Here is an 18,590-nt window from a genome sequence, read left to right as displayed (position 1 = left end):
TGACTTTGTTTCAGACTAAAAAAGTGTGAAATGATTGTAACAAATAAATGTGAAATAAATATTTTAATGCATATTAATCAAATATCGATTTCATATGATTTGAATCATGGTATAATAGTTCTCGTAAACGGATGAGTCTTCTCGGAAATGGGTTGTATTTAGGCCAATAAAATGGCAAAATATAACAGTCGAGTGTTTCAATTCGATACGAAGAATCATGCAAAGTGTTGAACTACAGCACAAGCTTTTAAAGGAGGTGAAGGGCTGTGGAAAACTTCGATAAAGTAAAAGACATCATTGTTGATCGTTTAGGCGTAGACGCTGATAAAGTAACTGAAGGTGCATCTTTCAAAGAAGATTTAGGTGCAGATTCACTTGATATTGCTGAATTAGTGATGGAATTAGAGGATGAATTTGGTACTGAAATTCCAGATGAAGAAGCGGAAAAAATCAACACAGTTGGAGACGCTGTTAATTACATTAATACACTTGAAAAATAATTGTTTTCATCTGAGTCGATGTTTCGGCTCAGATTTTTTACTAATCTGATAGGTTTCAAGTGTAACATCACGTATAATAGAAGAGCAATTGTGATTGAAGTGTCAATTGAATGATGAGTCCCACTTTTAGTGAACAACATGACAACATGTGATGTGCTCACTAAAAGTTTGGGAGCGTGTTCATATTCATATATCACCTCTTGGTACACTTGTGGTGAATGTTGTGTCGAACGGAAAAGACTGTGAAGACATCATCATGTACCTCAAAAACACTCAATACAAGGAGGTCAACTCATGGCGAAGGTGAGAAAGGAAGAACTAGTATTACAATTTGAAAAAAACTTTAAAAATAAAATGAAAGAACTTCATTTAACCTATCATGATATTTCGATATATCAACAGGCATTTTCTCATTCAAGTTTTATAAACGATTATAATATGGAACGAATCGAGCATAATGAGCGATTAGAATTTTTAGGGGATGCGGTATTAGAATTAACCGTCTCGCGTTATTTATTTGATGAATACCCGCATTTACCAGAAGGGGATTTAACAAAGATGAGGGCAACAATGGTTTGTGAACCTTCACTCGTCATTTTTGCACAGCAAATTGATCTGATGCCATTGATTTTGTTAGGAAAAGGCGAAGAAAAAACGGGTGGTCGAACTCGCCCTTCATTAGTGGCTGATGTGTTTGAAGCATTTGTCGGTGCAATATATTTGGATCAAGGGTTAGAAACGGTTTGGAAATTTGCAGAAGCTGTTATTTTTCCTCATGTAAAAGATCAGCAACATTTAGGCGTGATTGATTTCAAAACGAAATTGCAAGAGTATGTTCATCAGAATTATCTTGGCGTCATTACGTATCGTATCGCTAAAGAAGACGGGCCTGCGCATAATAAAACTTTTACCTCTGAAATTATAATCAATGGGAAGCCTGTATCTCAAGGTGAAGGACGTACTAAAAAAGAATCTGAACAAAAAGCAGCTGAACAGGCATATTTGCAAATGACACATAAGGAGTAGACAATGGTGTATTTAAAGTCAATTGATGCATATGGATTTAAATCATTTGCTGAGTCAACGCAGATTGAATTTGATGAAGGTGTAACTGCAATTGTAGGACCTAATGGGAGTGGTAAAAGTAATATTACCGATGCAATTAAATGGGTGCTCGGTGAACAATCTGCACGTGTATTGCGTGGGAGTAAGATGGAGGATATTATTTTCTCCGGTTCAAAACATCGTCATGCACAAAATTTTGCAGAGGTTCAGTTGAAATTAGATAACAGCAAAGGCATTTTGAATATCGATGCTGCAGAAGTTGTTGTAACAAGACGACTTTATCGTAATGGAGATAGCGCTTTTTATCTTAATAATGAAAGACAGCGTCTCAAAGATATTAGAGAGTTATTTTTAGATTCAGGTTTGGGAAAAGAAGCATTTAGCATTATTTCTCAAGGTAAAGTGGATGAGGTTTTGAATGCCAAACCGATTGATAGGCGTCAAATTATCGAAGAGTCAGCAGGCGTTCTAAAATATAAAAAGAGAAAAGAAGCCTCACTAGAAAAACTCGATGATACAGAAATCAATCTGACACGTGTTGAAGATATTTTGTATGACTTAGAAGGTAGAGTAGAACCTTTAAAAGAAGAAGCGTCAATCGCAAAAGAATATTTGCAACTCAGTCAAACATTAGAACAAAGTGATATTAGAGTCACTGTTCACGATATTCAGTCTTATCAAAAACAAATCGAAACGCATGATGCGACCTTAAATGAATTAAAGAGCACCCAAGCTAAAATCGCGCAAAAAAAATCTAAAATTACGCATATGATTCAGACCGCTAAAGGGAAGCGTTATGAAATCGATCAACAACTTGAAAAGGTTAACCAAAAATTGATTGAATCTACTGAGCAAGTTGAAAAGTTGTCGGGTCAATATCAATTGATTGAAGAAAGACAAAAGAATCAGTCTCAAGCCAACGCACGCATTGAAGAAGAACAAGCTGCGTTAGAGCGTCAACAGGCGCAACTTGAAAAAGATATGCAAGCAGTAGAAAGAACGATTTCAGATTTGAAAGAAAAACGTAAAACGCTTAATCATCATATCCAAAAGTTAGAGGACCAGTTATATCAATCGGATGAGTCCATTGAAGAAACATTAGAGCAAAGTAAAGATACTTACTATCAATTAATGACGGAACAAGCGGACGTTAATAATGATATTCGCTTTCTAACGCGTACGATTGATGAACATAAAGTGAAGCAATCTCGCCTAGATTCACGTTTGACTGAAGCTTATAATCAGCTAAAAGAGGCGCAACATCAAATTGAAACCATGAGTCAGCAACGTCATGACAAGCAACAACGAATGCAAGCGGTGCAGCAACAAAGTGAGCAATTCGAAAATGAATTAGCTCAAATTCAACAAAATCAAAAAGATGATGAATCAAGGTTGTATCAGGCTTATCGATATAATGATAAGCTAAAATCACGAATTGAAAGTATGAAAATACGTGAAGAAGATTTTAGCCATTTTTATCAAGGAGTTAAAGCAGTTTTACAAGCTAAAAATCAATTGACTGGCATCCATGGTGCTGTTGCCCAACAAATCAATGTTTCTAACGAATATACGACTGCCATTGAAACAGCTTTGGGCGCAACGACACAACATGTCATTGTTACTGATGAACGTGCCGCACGTGAAGCCATTAATTATTTAAAAACAAAAAGACTAGGTCGTGCTACATTTTTACCCTTATCTGTCATTAAAGGGAAAAAGCTTGATGTGTCACTCGTACGTATTGCGGAACAGCAAGCGGGATTTATTACTATTGCTAGTGATGCAGTGCAAGTTGACGCGCAGTATCGACATATCATCGACAATTTATTAGGTCGAACCTTGATTGTAGATACGTTAAAACATGCGAATGAAATTGCACGGGCAATTCAATATAAAACGCGTATCGTCACGTTAGAAGGCGAAATTGTTAATCCTGGTGGCTCTATGACAGGTGGTGGTACACAGCAACGCCAAACGATATTAGGGCAAAAAGATGAGCTGAACCGTTTGCAAGCACAACTCAAACAATATGTTGCACAAACACAGGCGCTCGAACAAGCTTGCCAAAAAAGAAAAAAAGAGCAAGATGATTTGAGTCAACGTTATGTAGAGGTACAACAACAATACAATCAGTTGAAACGCGAATTACATGATTTAGCATTAGCGATTGATCGCTATACTGAAATAGAGCAGCGTTTGAAAAATGAGCATGAAGAATTTGAATTTGAAAAAAATGACGGTTATCAAGCAGATAAAAGTGAAGCGACATTAGTTGCTAAGCAAAAGCGGAAAGATGAGATTGAAAAAGAACTCAATGCTTTAGATGCACAAATTAAAGCAATGACTGAAAAAAATAAAGAAGGTAAAGTACAGACGACACAACTTCAGCAACAATTGCATCAATACCAATCTGACTTAGCCGTTATTAAAGAACGTTTAACGACGCAGCAACAGCATCTCAAACGTTATAATAAAGAACAACATGACATCGACGCGCATCAGCAAAAATTACTTGATCAATTAGCAGTCATAAACTCTGATGAGGTGAATGACAGTTCGATTTTAGAAAATATTCAAGCGCAAATCACGCAAAAACAACAAGAAAAGCAAGCAGATTTAAATCAACAAAATGAGCTAAGACATACACGTCAAGATACAGAAGATTTAATAGAATCGAATGAAAAAGCATTAGAAGACACGCATCAAAACTTACTGGATATCGAGAGTCAATATCAAGACATTAAATCTGCCCAATCACGACTAGACGTACTCATTGATCATGCGTTAAAACATTTAGACGAAAAATATCACATGACTTATGAACATGCAGCCGCAACGTACCCAAGTCAACCTGAAGAGATTGAGGCATTACGTCAAAAAGTGAAATTAACACAAATGTCAATCGATGAACTGGGGCCAGTCAATCTGAATGCTATTGAACAATATGAAGAGGTCGAAGCGCGTTACACGTTCCTTTCTGAGCAAAGAAACGACTTACGTGATGCGAAATCAACGTTAGAGCAAATTATTCAAGAAATGGATGTCGAGGTTTCTGACCGTTTTAGTACAACATTTCATGCGATTCAAGACCATTTTGCTGAGGTGTTTAAGTCCTTGTTTGGCGGAGGACAAGCAGAATTAACTTTGACTGAAAAAGATTATTTAACTGCTGGCGTCGAAATCAAAGTCCAACCGCCAGGCAAAAAATTACAGCATCTCTCGCTTTTAAGTGGCGGTGAAAGAGCTCTAAGTGCAATTGCTTTATTATTTGCAATCTTGAAAGTTAGATCCGCGCCGTTTGTTATTCTTGATGAAGTCGAAGCGGCATTAGACGAAGCCAATGTGATGCGCTATGCATCGTATTTAAGAACGTTATCAAAGGAAACACAGTTTATCGTCATTACCCATCGTAAAGGCACAATGGAAATGTGTGACCGTCTTTACGGTGTGACGATGCAAGAAATGGGTGTTTCCCGTTTAGTCAGTGTGAATTTGAATACTATAGATGAAGTGATAAAGGAGGACTCAAAATAAATGAGCTTTTTTAAACGATTAAAAGATAAGTTTGCCAAACCCGAGCGAGAACAAGATGAACTGTTACAACAAGATGAGACAATGCAAGATGAAGCGGAGCGTAAAAAGTTAAATGAAGCAGACACTTCATTAAAGCCTCAAGACGATAGTTCGTCTATTGATGATGAGTTCGATGATGGGTTAATATCTATTGAAGAGTTTGAAGAGTTAGAATCTCAAAAAATTGGTGCGAAATTCCGTGAAGGTTTAGAAAAATCACGTGAAAACTTCCAAAATCAATTAAATAACTTATTAGCGCATTATCGAAAAGTGGATGAAGATTTCTTTGAAGCGTTGGAAGAAATGTTAATCCAAGCCGACGTTGGATTTAATACTGTGATGGAATTAGTTGATGAATTACGTTTAGAAGCTAAGCGACGTAATATTACAGAAACTGAAGATTTACGCGAAGCCATTGTAGAAAAGATTGTTGAAATATACCAACAAGATGACGATCAATCAGAAGTCATGAATATTGAAGATGGCCGTTTAAACGTGATTTTAATGGTCGGTGTCAATGGTGTAGGGAAAACGACAACGATTGGTAAGTTAGCACATCGTTATCAATTGCAAGGTAAAAAAGTCATGCTCGCAGCAGGTGATACTTTCCGTGCGGGTGCCATTCAACAGCTTGAAGTATGGGGTGAACGCGTGGGTGTTGACGTCGTTCGTCAAGGAGAAGGATCTGACCCTGCCGCTGTCATGTATGATGCCATTAACGCCGCTAAAAATAAAGGTGTCGATATTTTAATTTGTGATACAGCAGGTCGACTTCAAAATAAACAAAATTTAATGAATGAACTTGAAAAAGTTAAGCGTGTTATCTCACGTTCGATTCCTGAAGCACCCCATGAGGTTTTACTTTGCTTAGATGCAACAACAGGTCAAAATGCTTTAGCACAAGCTAAGGCGTTTAAAGAAGTTACAAATGTGACAGGTATCGTTTTAACGAAATTAGATGGTACAGCTAAAGGGGGTATTGTGTTAGCGATACGTAATGAATTGCATATCCCAGTTAAATATGTAGGACTTGGTGAAAAAATGGATGATTTACAACCATTTAATGCTGAAAGTTACGTTTATGGTTTGTTTGCTGACATGATCGAACAAAATGTACCAGAATCTAATGATGATGATTCTAAGAATGAGGCATAGCCTATGCATGAAAATGACTTGATCAAAACAATTCGTATGAATTACTTATTTGATTTTTATCAATCACTCTTAACAGAAAAGCAGCGTAATTACTTACGACTCTTTTATTTAGAAGATTATGCATTAAGTGAAATTGCAGAGACATTTGAAGTGAGTCGTCAAGCAGTGTATGATAACATAAGAAGAACTGGCGATTTGGTAGAAGACTATGAAGCAAAATTGGGTTTATACCGTCGTTTTAAACGAAGACAAGAAATTTATCAATTAATGCATCAAAATATTAAAGAACCAGAACGTATTCAATCATATATTAAAGAACTTGAAGAACTAGAATAAGGAGGGTCACTTTATGGCTTTTGAAGGATTATCCGATCGACTGCAAGCGACAATGCAGAAAATAAAAGGTAAAGGTAAAGTGACTGAAGCTGATATCAAAGCGATGATGCGGGAGGTCCGTCTTGCTTTATTAGAAGCGGACGTAAACTTTAAAGTCGTCAAAAACTTTGTTAAGACAGTTTCAGACCGAGCTTTAGGCTCTGACGTCATGAAGTCATTAACACCAGGCCAACAAGTGATTAAAATCGTACAAGAGGAGCTCACTGCTTTAATGGGTGGCGATAATAGTACGATTACGATGGCTAAAAAACCACCTACAGTTGTGATGATGGTAGGTTTACAAGGGGCAGGTAAAACGACAACTGCAGGGAAACTAGCTTTATTAATGCGTAAAAAATACAATAAAAAGCCGTTGCTCGTTGCAGCTGATATTTATCGTCCTGCCGCTATTAATCAATTACAGACTGTCGGAAAACAAATTGACATCCCTGTCTACACTGAGGGCGATCAAGTTAAACCTCAACAAATCGTGACGAATGCATTGCAACATGCAAAAGATGAGCATTTAGACTTTGTTATTATTGATACAGCAGGTCGTCTGCATATTGATGAAGCGCTAATGAATGAGCTTCAAGAAGTGAAAGAAATTGCTAAACCAAATGAAATCATGTTAGTCGTGGATGCAATGACAGGTCAAGACGCTGTAAATGTGGCAGAGTCATTTGATCAACAGTTAGATGTTACGGGTGTTACATTAACTAAACTAGATGGTGACACACGTGGTGGGGCAGCACTTTCTATTAGAGCAGTAACACAAAAACCGATTAAATTTATAGGTATGAGCGAAAAGCTAGATGGCTTAGAATTGTTCCATCCTGAACGTATGGCATCACGTATATTAGGTATGGGTGACGTTTTAAGTCTGATTGAAAAAGCACAACAAGAAGTGGATGAAGAAAAAGCTAAAGACTTAGAAAAGAAAATGCGCACGTCGTCATTCACACTTGATGACTTTTTAGAACAGTTGGATCAAGTGAAAAATTTAGGGCCACTTGATGATATTATGAGAATGATTCCAGGTATGAATAAAATGAAAGGCTTGGATAAACTTAATATGAGCGATAAACAAATCGATCACATTAAAGCAATTATTCAGTCTATGACACCGACAGAAAGAGAAGACCCTGCTAAACTAAATGTTTCTAGAAAACGTAGAATTGCGAACGGTTCTGGACGCTCAATTCAAGAAGTCAACCGTCTGTTAAAACAATTCAACGATATGAAGAAAATGATGAAACAATTTACAGGTGGCGGAAAAGGTAAAAAAGGTAAGCAAAACCAATTACAAAATATGCTTAAAGGCATGAATCTGCCATTCTAAAGTGAGTTCGAGTCATCAAATTTTTGATAGCCTTGCCACAATGAACGTGTTTGCTTAGGCGCCGAAAACTACAGGTCAGGTTGAGGCTGGCGAAGTTATATCATATGAAGATTTATAATAAATAGCGCTCAGGCGATTTTCTATTCAAAATCATCTGAGCGCTATTTATTTTTGCATTGTCTCAAGCGCATTCAATGTTTGTCTTTTTCTTTTGTGCATCAAACACAGCCATAATTGACTGTTTGAAAGCTTTTGCGAGGCTTCACCAACATCTTTATTTCAATATATATGTTGGTAAAGAAATTTCTCTTTACAAACGATGTATGACCTGTTATTATAGTTTCTTGTAGATAACAAAACTTAATGAGAATTAAAGGAGAGAATAATAAATGGCAGTTAAAATTCGTTTAACACGTTTAGGTTCAAAAAGAAATCCATTTTACCGTATTGTAGTAGCAGATGCACGTTCACCACGTGATGGTCGTATCATCGAGCAAATCGGTACTTACAACCCAGCAGCAGTAAATGCGCCAGAGGTTAAAATTGATGAAGAATTAGCACTTAAATGGTTAAAAGACGGTGCAAAACCAACAGATACAGTTCACAATATTTTATCACGTGAAGGTATTTTAAAAACTTTCGATGAGCAAAAGAAAGCAAAATAATTTTGTTTTAACATTGAGCAGTCAAAGCCATCATAAAAAGTGCTCATAATCTGCTTTTTGATGATGCTTTGCTATTTGAAGTATAAAGTCATCTACATTGACTTTATTACTTCAGTGTTTTCATAGGCGAGACATAAATAGGATTCAAACCCTATGACAAATTGAATCATCGGTGTTAAGGGTGAGACGAAATGTTACTGAAATGTAACCGAGTCTCACCCTTTTTATACATAACAATAAGAAATGGGAGGTGCACATCATGAAAGTAGAAGTGGGTAAAATTGTAAATACGCACGGCATTAAAGGCGAGTTAAAAGTTCAATCACATTCTGATTTCACAGATATTCGCTTTCAACCAGGTGAAACATTACAAATTGATACACCAACGGAAACAATGAATGTCGTTGTTAAATCACATCGTATGCATAAAGGTTTGCATATGCTCACATTTGAAGGCTATACCAATATTAATGAAGTTGAACATTTAAAAGGTTCTCATTTATTTCAAGAAAGAGATCATAAAGATATTGAACTCGGTACGCATGAATACTACTATTCTGACATCATTGGTTGTACGGTTTTTGACGAAGATAGACCAATCGGACGTGTCACAGAAATCTTTGAGACAGGCGCAAATGATGTTTGGGTTGTTAAAGGAGAGAAAGAACATCTCATTCCTTACATAGCGGATGTCGTAAAAGAGGTTGATATTGAGAATCGTAAAATTATGATTACACCACTTGAAGGGTTGTTAAACGAATGAAGATCGATTATTTAACATTGTTTCCAGAAATGTTTGACGGTGTGTTGAATCAATCTATTTTAAAACGTGCGCGTGAAAAAGAAATTTTACAGACACAGACGATTAATTTTCGAGATTACGCAGATAATAAGCATCATCAAGTCGATGATTATCCATTTGGTGGCGGGCAAGGTATGGTGTTAAAACCTGAACCTATCTTCAATGCAATGGATGCGATTGATGTCACGGATGAAACACGAGTGATATTGATGACGCCACAAGGTAAACCGTTTGATCAAAAATTGGCAGAGTCTTTATCGAAAGAAAAGCATCTCGTTTTTATTTGCGGTCATTATGAAGGTTATGATGAAAGAATAAGAGAAAAATTGGTCACGGATGAAATTTCAGTCGGTGATTTCGTGTTAACTGGAGGCGAATTGCCTGCGATGGTAATGACAGATGCCATTGTAAGATTGATACCTGGTGTATTAAGTAAGCAGGCATCACATGAAGATGATTCATTTTCAAGCGGTTTGTTGGAATTTCCTCAGTACACGCGCCCAAGAACGTTTAAAGATATGTCTGTTCCAGATGTATTACTTTCGGGAAATCATGCCCATATTGAACAATGGCGTCACGAACAATCATTAAAAAGAACTTTTGAAAAACGCCCAGATTTATTAGCAGCCTATGATTTAAGTGAAAAAGATCAAAAGTATATTGAATCTTTAAAAGAACATTGAAAAACAAATTGATTTATGCTAGTATATTTTGAGTGTGGAAACACAAAAATCACTATGATCCGCTGCTATATTTTGTCGAGGCAAGAACATAGGTTGAAGGAGAGAATAAAAAATGACAAATCACAAATTAATTGAAGCAGTGACTAAGTCACAATTACGCGATGATATCCCAGCATTCCGTGCAGGTGACACTTTACGTGTACACGTTCGTATTATTGAAGGTAGCCGTGAGCGTATCCAAGTATTCGAAGGTGTTGTTATCAAACGTCGTGGTGGCGGTATTTCTGAAACTTTCACAGTTCGTAAAATTTCATCTGGTGTAGGTGTTGAACGTACATTCCCATTACACACACCAAAAATTGAAAAAATCGAAGTGAAACGTCGCGGTAAAGTACGTCGTGCGAAACTTTACTACTTACGTAGCTTACGTGGTAAAGCAGCGCGTATCCAAGAAATTCGTTAATTTCGAAGCGCAAAGTAACAAAATAAACATAAAACAAAGAGACTGAGACAAAATTGTCTCAATAATCGATGAAATCCGAGGTTTTCGTAAAAAACGAAAAATCTCGGATTTTTTCCTTTTATCATCAGTTTAGCCGCACTAGATGCGACTAATTTCCTTAGGCACCGCGTTAGTTTTTATTGGCATTAATTAAATTATACGAAAGTGCCTTATTTTTTAAAGTATAATGGTGAATGATTACATATATAATACGAAGCATGATAATAAAAAGGAAGCTCGAAGACGATTTTTATCAAAATCTTCTTCGAGCTATTTATTTTGGTATTTATGTCCCAGACTCTTTCCTACGATTAGTCAAGTCTTTATGTTTAAAATAAGCATTACTAAATTAGCCCGTTCAATTTAATTTTTTTGAATAAGGTGTTATGATGTATATGATTATATGGTTACATTAGTGTGGTGCTTTTTGATAATCATATAATTGATTGTTAGTAATAAGATAATGAATGGTTTTTAACAAACGATTCACACTAGCTATGACTGCAGTCTTATGAGGTTTCTCATTTGGCTGCTTTCTTAATTTGTAGTAATAGTCTGCAACATGATTTTTATAACGATTTCGTCCTCTAATGATATTCATGATGATTAGAAACAATAAACGTCTAGCTTTCTTATTACCTCTTTTATTAATTGTATCTCTGCTCATAGAATTACCTGATTGATAACGTTTTATATCAATTCCGACATACGCATTGAGTTGTTTGTTTGTTTCAAAATGTGTTATATCTCCAAGCTCTCCAATCAGTAAAGCAGTGGTTAATTCTCCTAACCCAGGAATAGAAACTATATTTTCAAACGCATCAGTTGTCTTAGCTAATTTAATCATCTCTTTATCAAACAAATCTTTTTCATGCATAGATTTAAGTAATTTATCACATAGATGTCTTAATTTCTCTACGAGAAATGAAGATTGTTTAACTGTAGGGAAGCTATTTTGTGCTATTGAAATCAAATCATTCGTATACTTTTGAGCTTTTTTAATGGACATGCCTTTAGCTGTTGAATTAAGTATGGTATGAGTTAATTCGTCATGTGTTAATGCGAAAACACAATTGGGATGAGGAAATACTTTAGCTATATTTAAAGCAATCTTAGAGTACCTATTTTTAAATAACTTTTCTAAGCCTGGAAATGTTTGATGAAGCACTTCAACTAATTCTACCTTTAGTTTATTTTGATCATTTTCCATTTCTAAATGAAATCTTGCACGTTCTCTAAGCTCAAAATATATTTCTTCAGTATGACGTTGAATTTTAGCGTCCTTCATATTGAATGCCAAAAGCGCAAGTTTATGTGCATCAGCTTGATCGGTTTTCCATGATCTTAAAGAACTTGTTCTGAATTTAGCTTCTAACGGGTTCATCTCAATATAATTAATTTGATTTACGCGACAAAATCGAGTCATACCTCTTGAATAAATACCAGTAGATTCAAAAATGATTTGTAGGTGGTCTAAATCATTCAAATACTTTAATAAATAATTATAACCATTTTTATTATTTTGAATGGTAAATTCTCTTTGAAATTGATCGTTATGATAATGAGCTACGACACTACTTCTTTTACTAATATCAACACCTAAGTAATTGATAAATATAGCCTCCTTTAAAGAATTGAGAAGCTTTGAACTTTACTTAGCCTTTTTCATCTCATTTTCCTATACACGGTTTCAAGAACCCAACATACTTCAAACGAATTTCAAAAGGAGAGTAAAGCTGATCAGTTTAAATTGCGGATTCAAAGATCCAAGAGTCTACTCGATCTACTTCTCTCTACAACTATAAAAAATAGCTGTGAAGAAATCTATCGTCATAAATTTCTTCACAGCTAATCTTAGTATGTTTTATATTTCAAATTTTATAGACATCTTGATATGAGAGCAATCATCTGTGAATTCGTGACCTCATCTTGATGAAATGACGAAAGCTCGTTTGGGATATTGGAACAATAGTAATGTAGATTTATAATAATCTAGAAATGAGGTCTATCTCGTAAATCACTTTTACATTCCATCAATATGATTATTAAAAATGTGTCTAATATCGTGAATTTCAAGTAATACTTTCTATTTATAATTATATTTGCGATTATTGAATTCTTAATGCGTTTTTCTTAACCATTTTCGATACAATAATGCGCTGATGAGACCGATCAACGTAAGTCCTGTTAACGTTTTCCAATAAGGTAGAGCATAGTGTAGTGTTATCTCAGTATCTCCTTTTTGTACAGGAATAAGCGTCATTAGCCCATTGCCTTGTTTAACTGCTCTTGGTTCTCCATGCGCTTCTGCTGACAATCCTTCTCGATAAGGAAAAGGTAATACAAGGTACTGTGCTTGATTTGAATGAAAATGTGCTTTCAATTGTTGTGCACCGCGTTCAATTCGAACGGGCTGTACCCTTTTTTGAGCTTTTTTAAGTGTTTGATAGTTTTCGCCATATATACCTTTAACACGGAAACGATAGTTCCCTTGCTTAAGTTTGACTTGAACAGTATCTTTGGCGGGAACCCGTACTGTAACCGGTGTGACAAAACGACGATAGGCATAATTTAATGATGTACGTCTTTGATAGAAATCATCCACTTTTAAGTAATGTGGCAGACTAGGGCTCAGTAATTCAACATCCATCTCAATGTAATAATCTTTAAAAGCTGAATGTTGTTGGTGCGGGATTTGAATATCTACGCCGCCATCTTTTTTATGAACTGATAAGCGATCTTGTTTTAATGTTGCATCGCGAGGTTGAATGGTTGCTTTAGAAACGAAATTAGTATTCGGTTCAAAAGATTGATTCGCTTTTGCATCTGGCATCACGACCCCTTGTAACATGGCTTGCTCGCGATCTAGAGGCGATTTTAAGTCGTCAGGATTGTATACTTTGTTTGTTAAGTGCGCACTCGGATATTGGATAAGATTTTTAGCATGTGCCCATGTTGTTTTGCCATCTTTAATCTCGTTTTCAGGTTGCATACCATAAGGTAAAAGTGTATCTGGCGCTTTTTTGATACGATCTGAAACGCCCCATAAAGCATATAAGTTTGCACGATCGCCTAATAATCGATAAGTACTATTACTATCATATTCCATATTAATCTGCATTTCTTTATCATAATAATGAAGAATACGACCATCAAAAATGCTAGAGTAGAGCGCCACACCATTAAACCCATAAATGAGACTTGAATTCACTGCATAAGGATCCATATAGTCTATACGCGCAACAGATGTCTGATGTTGTTTAATTCGGTTAATTTCTCGTTGTAATGTAGGACTATGATATTTCGCAGCTTGCAAATCTTTCATTGTTGACTGATAAGGTGCGATATTATTATGATGATAATCGATAAGTAGGACAAATTGTTGTACTACAAAGAAGATTAGAATTATCCATCGCATGTTTTGAGTTAATTTCTTTTGTCTAAGTGCATAATGACTCAAAATGATTAGGATGATGATACTGACAATCATCCACCACATGGCACCTCTCGAAAAGAGCAGGGTTGCGACAGCTAAAAGAATTATCGGGATGAGTGACTGTAAAAACGCTCTGCGTGTCAATTCATTGAAATATTTAATCCATAGCGTAATGAGTGCACTTGTTGTCAGTGCAAGGAAATATACCCAGCGTCGTTGTGGAAATGAAAACCCGTTAAATGCACTATCAAAATAAGGTGATAAAGAACCAATTAAAAGAAGCCATGTTAAAACAGCAAACATTTTATATTCGTAATGACGATAGAGTTTAAATGAACATAACGCAACTAATGCAATAAATGTAACTGTAATATAAAATCCATTTGTAAAGATATGATATTTCTGAGAAAAATCTATGATGGGCGAAATCATGACCTCATTCGATTCTCGATCATTATTTAAAAACGAACGTACGCCTGTTATAAATCCAAACGAAGCGATACAAAAGCTGATGATGGCAGCGGGTATCAACAGGTAAAGTTTTTGCCATCTTGTGACACAATCTTTAGGATGTGTATGTATCATACGATAAATTAAGTAGACTGTCAGGCCAATTAATTCGTAATAACTGAAATAAAAGTTCGAATATAAAGTTAAAGCAATCGCAATAATAAACAAACCGATTTTACGGTTTCTGAAAAAACGTTCCATGCCCCAAATAGATAAAGGTAAATAAATTAAAATATCTCCAAAGAATGACCAAGTAAAATTAAAATAGTAAACGACGGAAGAGCTTGCGTAGAGAAATGCTCCTAAATAACGTTCATAACGTTTAAACTCAAATGCTCTAAACATGCCGTATGCAGCGATAAAAGTCATGATACACCGTAAATAAGCCGTAAATATTTGGTTACCAGGCCAAAAAGCAATCCCTTGAGGATGCATATGAAATAGCCATTGTCCTAAAGCAACAAATAAGAAATTAAGATACATCATGGGAGAAGTAGCATAATAATAGGCTAAATCAGTAAAGTAATCACCGCCAAGCCCTAAAGATAAATCATAGAAGGACTTAAAATGAGTAAAACGATCGTATAAAAACATTTGGAATGGCATCATTTGCTTAAATCCGTCTCCGTTACCACTATAAATGATTCCATGAACGATAAAGCGATAGAGGACTGGTAAATAAACAATCAATCCCACTAAACTTGCAACGACCATCAGTTTAAGCCCTTTTTTAAAGGACAACGTTTTAGTTTGCTTTTTCAACTTTTTCACTCTTTCTTTTTTGATAATGTTGTCGACACCAACGGCTAAACATGAAACTAAGTCCGACGCTGAATATCGAAATGATAATCAGTGTTATAAAATACGGTGGACGGTAAGTCAATTGGATTTCCTTTGCATGCGCTGAAACTGGGATGCCTGTCATCATATAGTTCACTTTTTCAACCTTTACCTTTTTACCATCAACTTTAGCGACCATACCTTGACGATAAGGGATGTTTATAACTGCCATACCCCCCTGATGTGATCTCAAACGAATCAAAAATTTACCTTGTTTTTCCACCAAATGATGCTTCATGTGATGGTTGGCATTTTTGAGAATTTGATAATTTTCTCCGTATAAACCACATAATTGGAAATGATAAAGACCTTGAGGAGAAAATTGAAGACGAATATTGCCATTTTCATCTGGCTGAGTCCGATATAATAATTCATTTTGACCCGTACGATAAATGGAATCATTAAACAAACGATTGTTTTGATAGCCATTTACTGTAATCGTGCTGTTACTATCAGGCAATCCTTTTTTTACATAAACAATAAGATAAAAATCTTTATTATTTTTTCGAATCGCATACGGAACATGAATTCGCAAGCCACCATTTGATTGTGAGACTTTAATGTTATTCTCATCCATTTTATGTGCATGAATATATGAAGGATAGACCTTTTTAATAAGATTACTGGCTTTTGTCGGATAAGGGTGTCCTTTATTATCTAAGACGACACCTTCAATCATGGCATGTTCACGATCTAAAGGCTGTTTTAAATCACTTGATCGATAGTAACGATTCATGACACGAACTGGCGGAAGGATATCCTGATTTTCATATATTTGATATTGACCTTGTTGTTTCACCCATTTAAAGTTTGCGGGTAATTCATGTTGATAATCTTTCAACATTTGATAACGAACAGAAAATAAACTCGCGATATTGGAGCGGCTTCCTGTCGATTGGTAACGGCTTACAGATTCATCTTTCAAATTAATCATCAATTCGCGATAATAAAGTGCTACAAGATGGTGATCAAATATACTCGAATATAGACTTAAGCCTCTAAAATTCTGATACATTGGTGTGTTATCTTGCGCATTTACTCGCCAATCGATACGTTCTCCGCCCCGTAACTGGGACTTCATGTTGTTAACAAGTTCTTGTTGAAGCGGTGTATTGTAAAGACTTGCTTGTACATAAAACCGATTTGCCCTTTTTTCATGGTCTTGATGAAAGATTTGATACTTTGTAAAAACAAGAGAGACAAGTAAAGTCAATATGAATAACGATATCAAATAAATACTGAATAGAAATGAGAAAATATACTTTCTCGGTTTATTTTTTAATAATAAGGCTAATAGCCCGATGAAAAAGACCACGGGTAACGTATATATCCAAACGACATAGCGCTCATAAAAATAAGCGCTTATCCATACAACTAAAATTGCCGGAATAGAAGTGAAGATATACGTTCTGTAGTCTACAGATTTGAAGTGATGGAGATAGCATGCGATTAAACCACTCGAAGCAAATGCGATTAAATAGTGCCAGCGCTTTTGTGGCGCAGAAAAGCCGTTAAAGAGGCTGTCAACATACGGAATAAATGCGCATACAATCGTGATGAAACTTAGAATAGCAAATAGTCTAAAATAAAAATGACGGTATAATTTAAACGTCAGCAAAGCTTGAATCGTAAGGAATAATATAACGATTAAATAATTATCGTAAAATAAATTTGAGCTAGAATTAAATGGCTCAACGAATGGGATACGGCCACTATAAGGAATCCTGCTATTATTTAAAAAGCTGTGAACACCATGAAAGAAAAAGCAAAGACTTGCACCTACGCCTAAAATGGACCCAATAAAAAGGGGAACAAAAGATTGCTTTCGACGTATTAAATCTTCATCATGCTGGTAAATTAAACGCAAAAGATAATAAATGATACCCATTAACACTTGATAATAAGCAAAATAAAAATTGTTGATGAATGATATGGCGACAACAGTCACAAATAGTCCTATTTTTCCAGTTCTAAAAAAGCGCTCGATACTTAAAAAAAGGAGAGGCATCCAAATGAATACATCACTGAAAAATGGCCAATAGACTGTAAATCGAAAATATATCGGCGAAGTTGCAAATAAAAACGCAAATAAAATTGCAGTGTGACGTTTTAAGTTTATGTATCTTGCATATGCGTATGTCGCAAGGATAATACAAGCACATTTTATAATTGAAACAATCAGTGCGAGTTTCAACCAATACATCATTTGAGTTGGATCGACAAGTCCCCAATGATGTAATAACCAAGTTATAAGTGCAGTAATTATGAAAATGATATTCGTTGAAAAGTAGTAAGATAGATCTGTAAAAAAATCTCCACCCAATCCGAAATCGGTCGCATAAAAAAAGGTACCCTCAGACCATTTTTGATATAAAAACATCTGAATCGGTACCATTTGTTCTAGACCATCGTTAGGCCCAGTGAACAATAAACCATCAACGCAAAAGCGATAAATGATATACGCGTGACCTATTAAAGATAAAATCAATGCTGTGATAATCATGTTTACAGATTGAAAAAAGCGCTTCATCATTGAACCCCACTTTATATATTATCGATCTTTAAGGATATATTTAGATAAGACATAAGTGATTGGAATCGTTACAATTAAACCGATAAAAGGTGCAATCGATTCGTTAAAATTTAAATATTGTACAAAAATAAAAATAAGTAACGTTTGAGTGCCCATATTCACAACTTGTGTTAGCGGAAATGCTAAAAACTTTTTTAAGGTTGGTTTGACTTTATAAACAAAGTAACAATTTAAATAGTAAGAAATAACAAAAGCGACAATAAAACCAACGATATGGCTAATAAGATAATGAATATGAAGTAAGTTTAAAAGGATAAGGTATACGACGTAATAGTTCATCGTGTTAATACCACCTACGAGAATAAACCTAAAAATTTCAGTAATTCTTTCTATATTATACATCAAAAAATACCTGCTTTCATGGAATCAAACGTTGTGTGATTAATAGCTATTGACGTTCAAGTTAATTATACTTAAAGTAGTGTAGGTACCTCATCGCATTCTAAGACCATACATGCGATTCATGTATGCAGACGTTAAAGCCTATCGTGATGAATGCGTATGAATAGAACAACTTAAAGTGATATATTTCTATCAAAATCAATAATT

At 35.3% G+C, this 18,590-nt stretch carries 14 protein-coding genes; 10 read left to right on the top strand and 4 right to left on the bottom strand.

Translation table 11 applies throughout. The annotated features are described in order from the left end of the window. Nucleotides 1-266: 266 nt before the first annotated feature. From MUA40_RS07665 to rplS, 10 genes are all read left to right on the top strand, one after another. On the top strand, nt 267-500 hold the full coding sequence (locus tag MUA40_RS07665; protein ID WP_016424883.1) for an acyl carrier protein: 234 nt from the start codon (nt 267-269) through the stop codon (nt 498-500). A 294-nt stretch (nt 501-794) separates the two neighbouring features. Continuing rightward, nucleotides 795-1,526: a ribonuclease III gene (rnc, locus tag MUA40_RS07660; RefSeq protein ID WP_016424884.1), complete on the top strand. Its 732-nt coding sequence runs from the start codon at nt 795-797 to the stop codon at nt 1,524-1,526. Nucleotides 1,527-1,529: 3 nt separating this feature from the next. Next, nucleotides 1,530-5,099, top strand: coding sequence for a chromosome segregation protein SMC (gene smc / locus MUA40_RS07655; protein ID WP_016424885.1), 3,570 nt, complete (start codon nt 1,530-1,532; stop codon nt 5,097-5,099). Then, nucleotides 5,100-6,293: a signal recognition particle-docking protein FtsY gene (gene ftsY, locus MUA40_RS07650; protein ID WP_167732753.1), complete on the top strand. Its 1,194-nt coding sequence runs from the start codon at nt 5,100-5,102 to the stop codon at nt 6,291-6,293. Between the two features lie 3 nt (nt 6,294-6,296). Then, nucleotides 6,297-6,629, top strand: coding sequence for a putative DNA-binding protein (locus tag MUA40_RS07645; protein ID WP_016424887.1), 333 nt, complete (start codon nt 6,297-6,299; stop codon nt 6,627-6,629). A 13-nt stretch (nt 6,630-6,642) separates the two neighbouring features. Then, nucleotides 6,643-8,010: a signal recognition particle protein gene (ffh, locus tag MUA40_RS07640; RefSeq protein WP_016424888.1), complete on the top strand. Its 1,368-nt coding sequence runs from the start codon at nt 6,643-6,645 to the stop codon at nt 8,008-8,010. Nucleotides 8,011-8,399: 389 nt separating this feature from the next. Further along, on the top strand, nt 8,400-8,675 hold the full coding sequence (gene rpsP / locus MUA40_RS07635) for a 30S ribosomal protein S16 (RefSeq protein WP_016424889.1): 276 nt from the start codon (nt 8,400-8,402) through the stop codon (nt 8,673-8,675). A gap of 259 nt (nt 8,676-8,934) precedes the next feature. Then, nucleotides 8,935-9,438 carry a ribosome maturation factor RimM gene (gene rimM, locus MUA40_RS07630; protein WP_016424890.1) on the top strand — a complete coding sequence of 168 codons (504 nt, stop codon included), beginning with the start codon at nt 8,935-8,937 and terminating at the stop codon, nt 9,436-9,438. Next, a complete protein-coding gene (gene trmD, locus MUA40_RS07625) occupies nt 9,435-10,160 on the top strand; it encodes a tRNA (guanosine(37)-N1)-methyltransferase TrmD (protein WP_016424891.1) in 726 nt (241 codons plus the stop codon). Before rimM ends, trmD begins: the two co-directional genes overlap by 4 nt. A 112-nt stretch (nt 10,161-10,272) precedes the next feature. Continuing rightward, the gene (rplS, locus tag MUA40_RS07620) at nt 10,273-10,623 is read left to right on the top strand and encodes a 50S ribosomal protein L19 (protein WP_016424892.1); all 351 of its coding nucleotides are present in this window, start codon (nt 10,273-10,275) and stop codon (nt 10,621-10,623) included. Nucleotides 10,624-11,074: 451 nt separating this feature from the next. On the opposite strand, the gene MUA40_RS07615 is transcribed toward rplS, so the two are convergent. The 4 genes from MUA40_RS07615 to MUA40_RS07600 all read right to left on the bottom strand — a co-directional run bounded on the left by MUA40_RS07615 (nt 11,075) and on the right by MUA40_RS07600 (nt 18,383). Beyond that, a complete protein-coding gene (locus MUA40_RS07615; RefSeq protein ID WP_281182775.1) occupies nt 11,075-12,274 on the bottom strand; it encodes an IS110 family RNA-guided transposase in 1,200 nt (399 codons plus the stop codon). A 507-nt stretch (nt 12,275-12,781) separates the two neighbouring features. After that, a complete protein-coding gene (locus MUA40_RS07610; RefSeq protein ID WP_392390494.1) occupies nt 12,782-15,379 on the bottom strand; it encodes a YfhO family protein in 2,598 nt (865 codons plus the stop codon). After that, on the bottom strand, nt 15,354-17,978 hold the full coding sequence (locus tag MUA40_RS07605) for a YfhO family protein (RefSeq protein WP_167732676.1): 2,625 nt from the start codon (nt 17,976-17,978) through the stop codon (nt 15,354-15,356). Before MUA40_RS07605 ends, MUA40_RS07610 begins: the two co-directional genes overlap by 26 nt. A gap of 21 nt (nt 17,979-17,999) precedes the next feature. After that, complete coding sequence (locus tag MUA40_RS07600) at nt 18,000-18,383, bottom strand: GtrA family protein (RefSeq protein ID WP_016424896.1); 384 nt, start codon at nt 18,381-18,383, stop codon at nt 18,000-18,002. Between the last annotated feature and the right edge of the window lie 207 nt (nt 18,384-18,590).

Source organism: Staphylococcus schleiferi, assembly GCF_025558325.1.
In the GTDB taxonomy this organism is placed as follows: Bacteria; Bacillota; Bacilli; order Staphylococcales; family Staphylococcaceae; genus Staphylococcus; species Staphylococcus schleiferi.
This window is presented reverse-complemented; position numbering and strand designations above follow the sequence as displayed.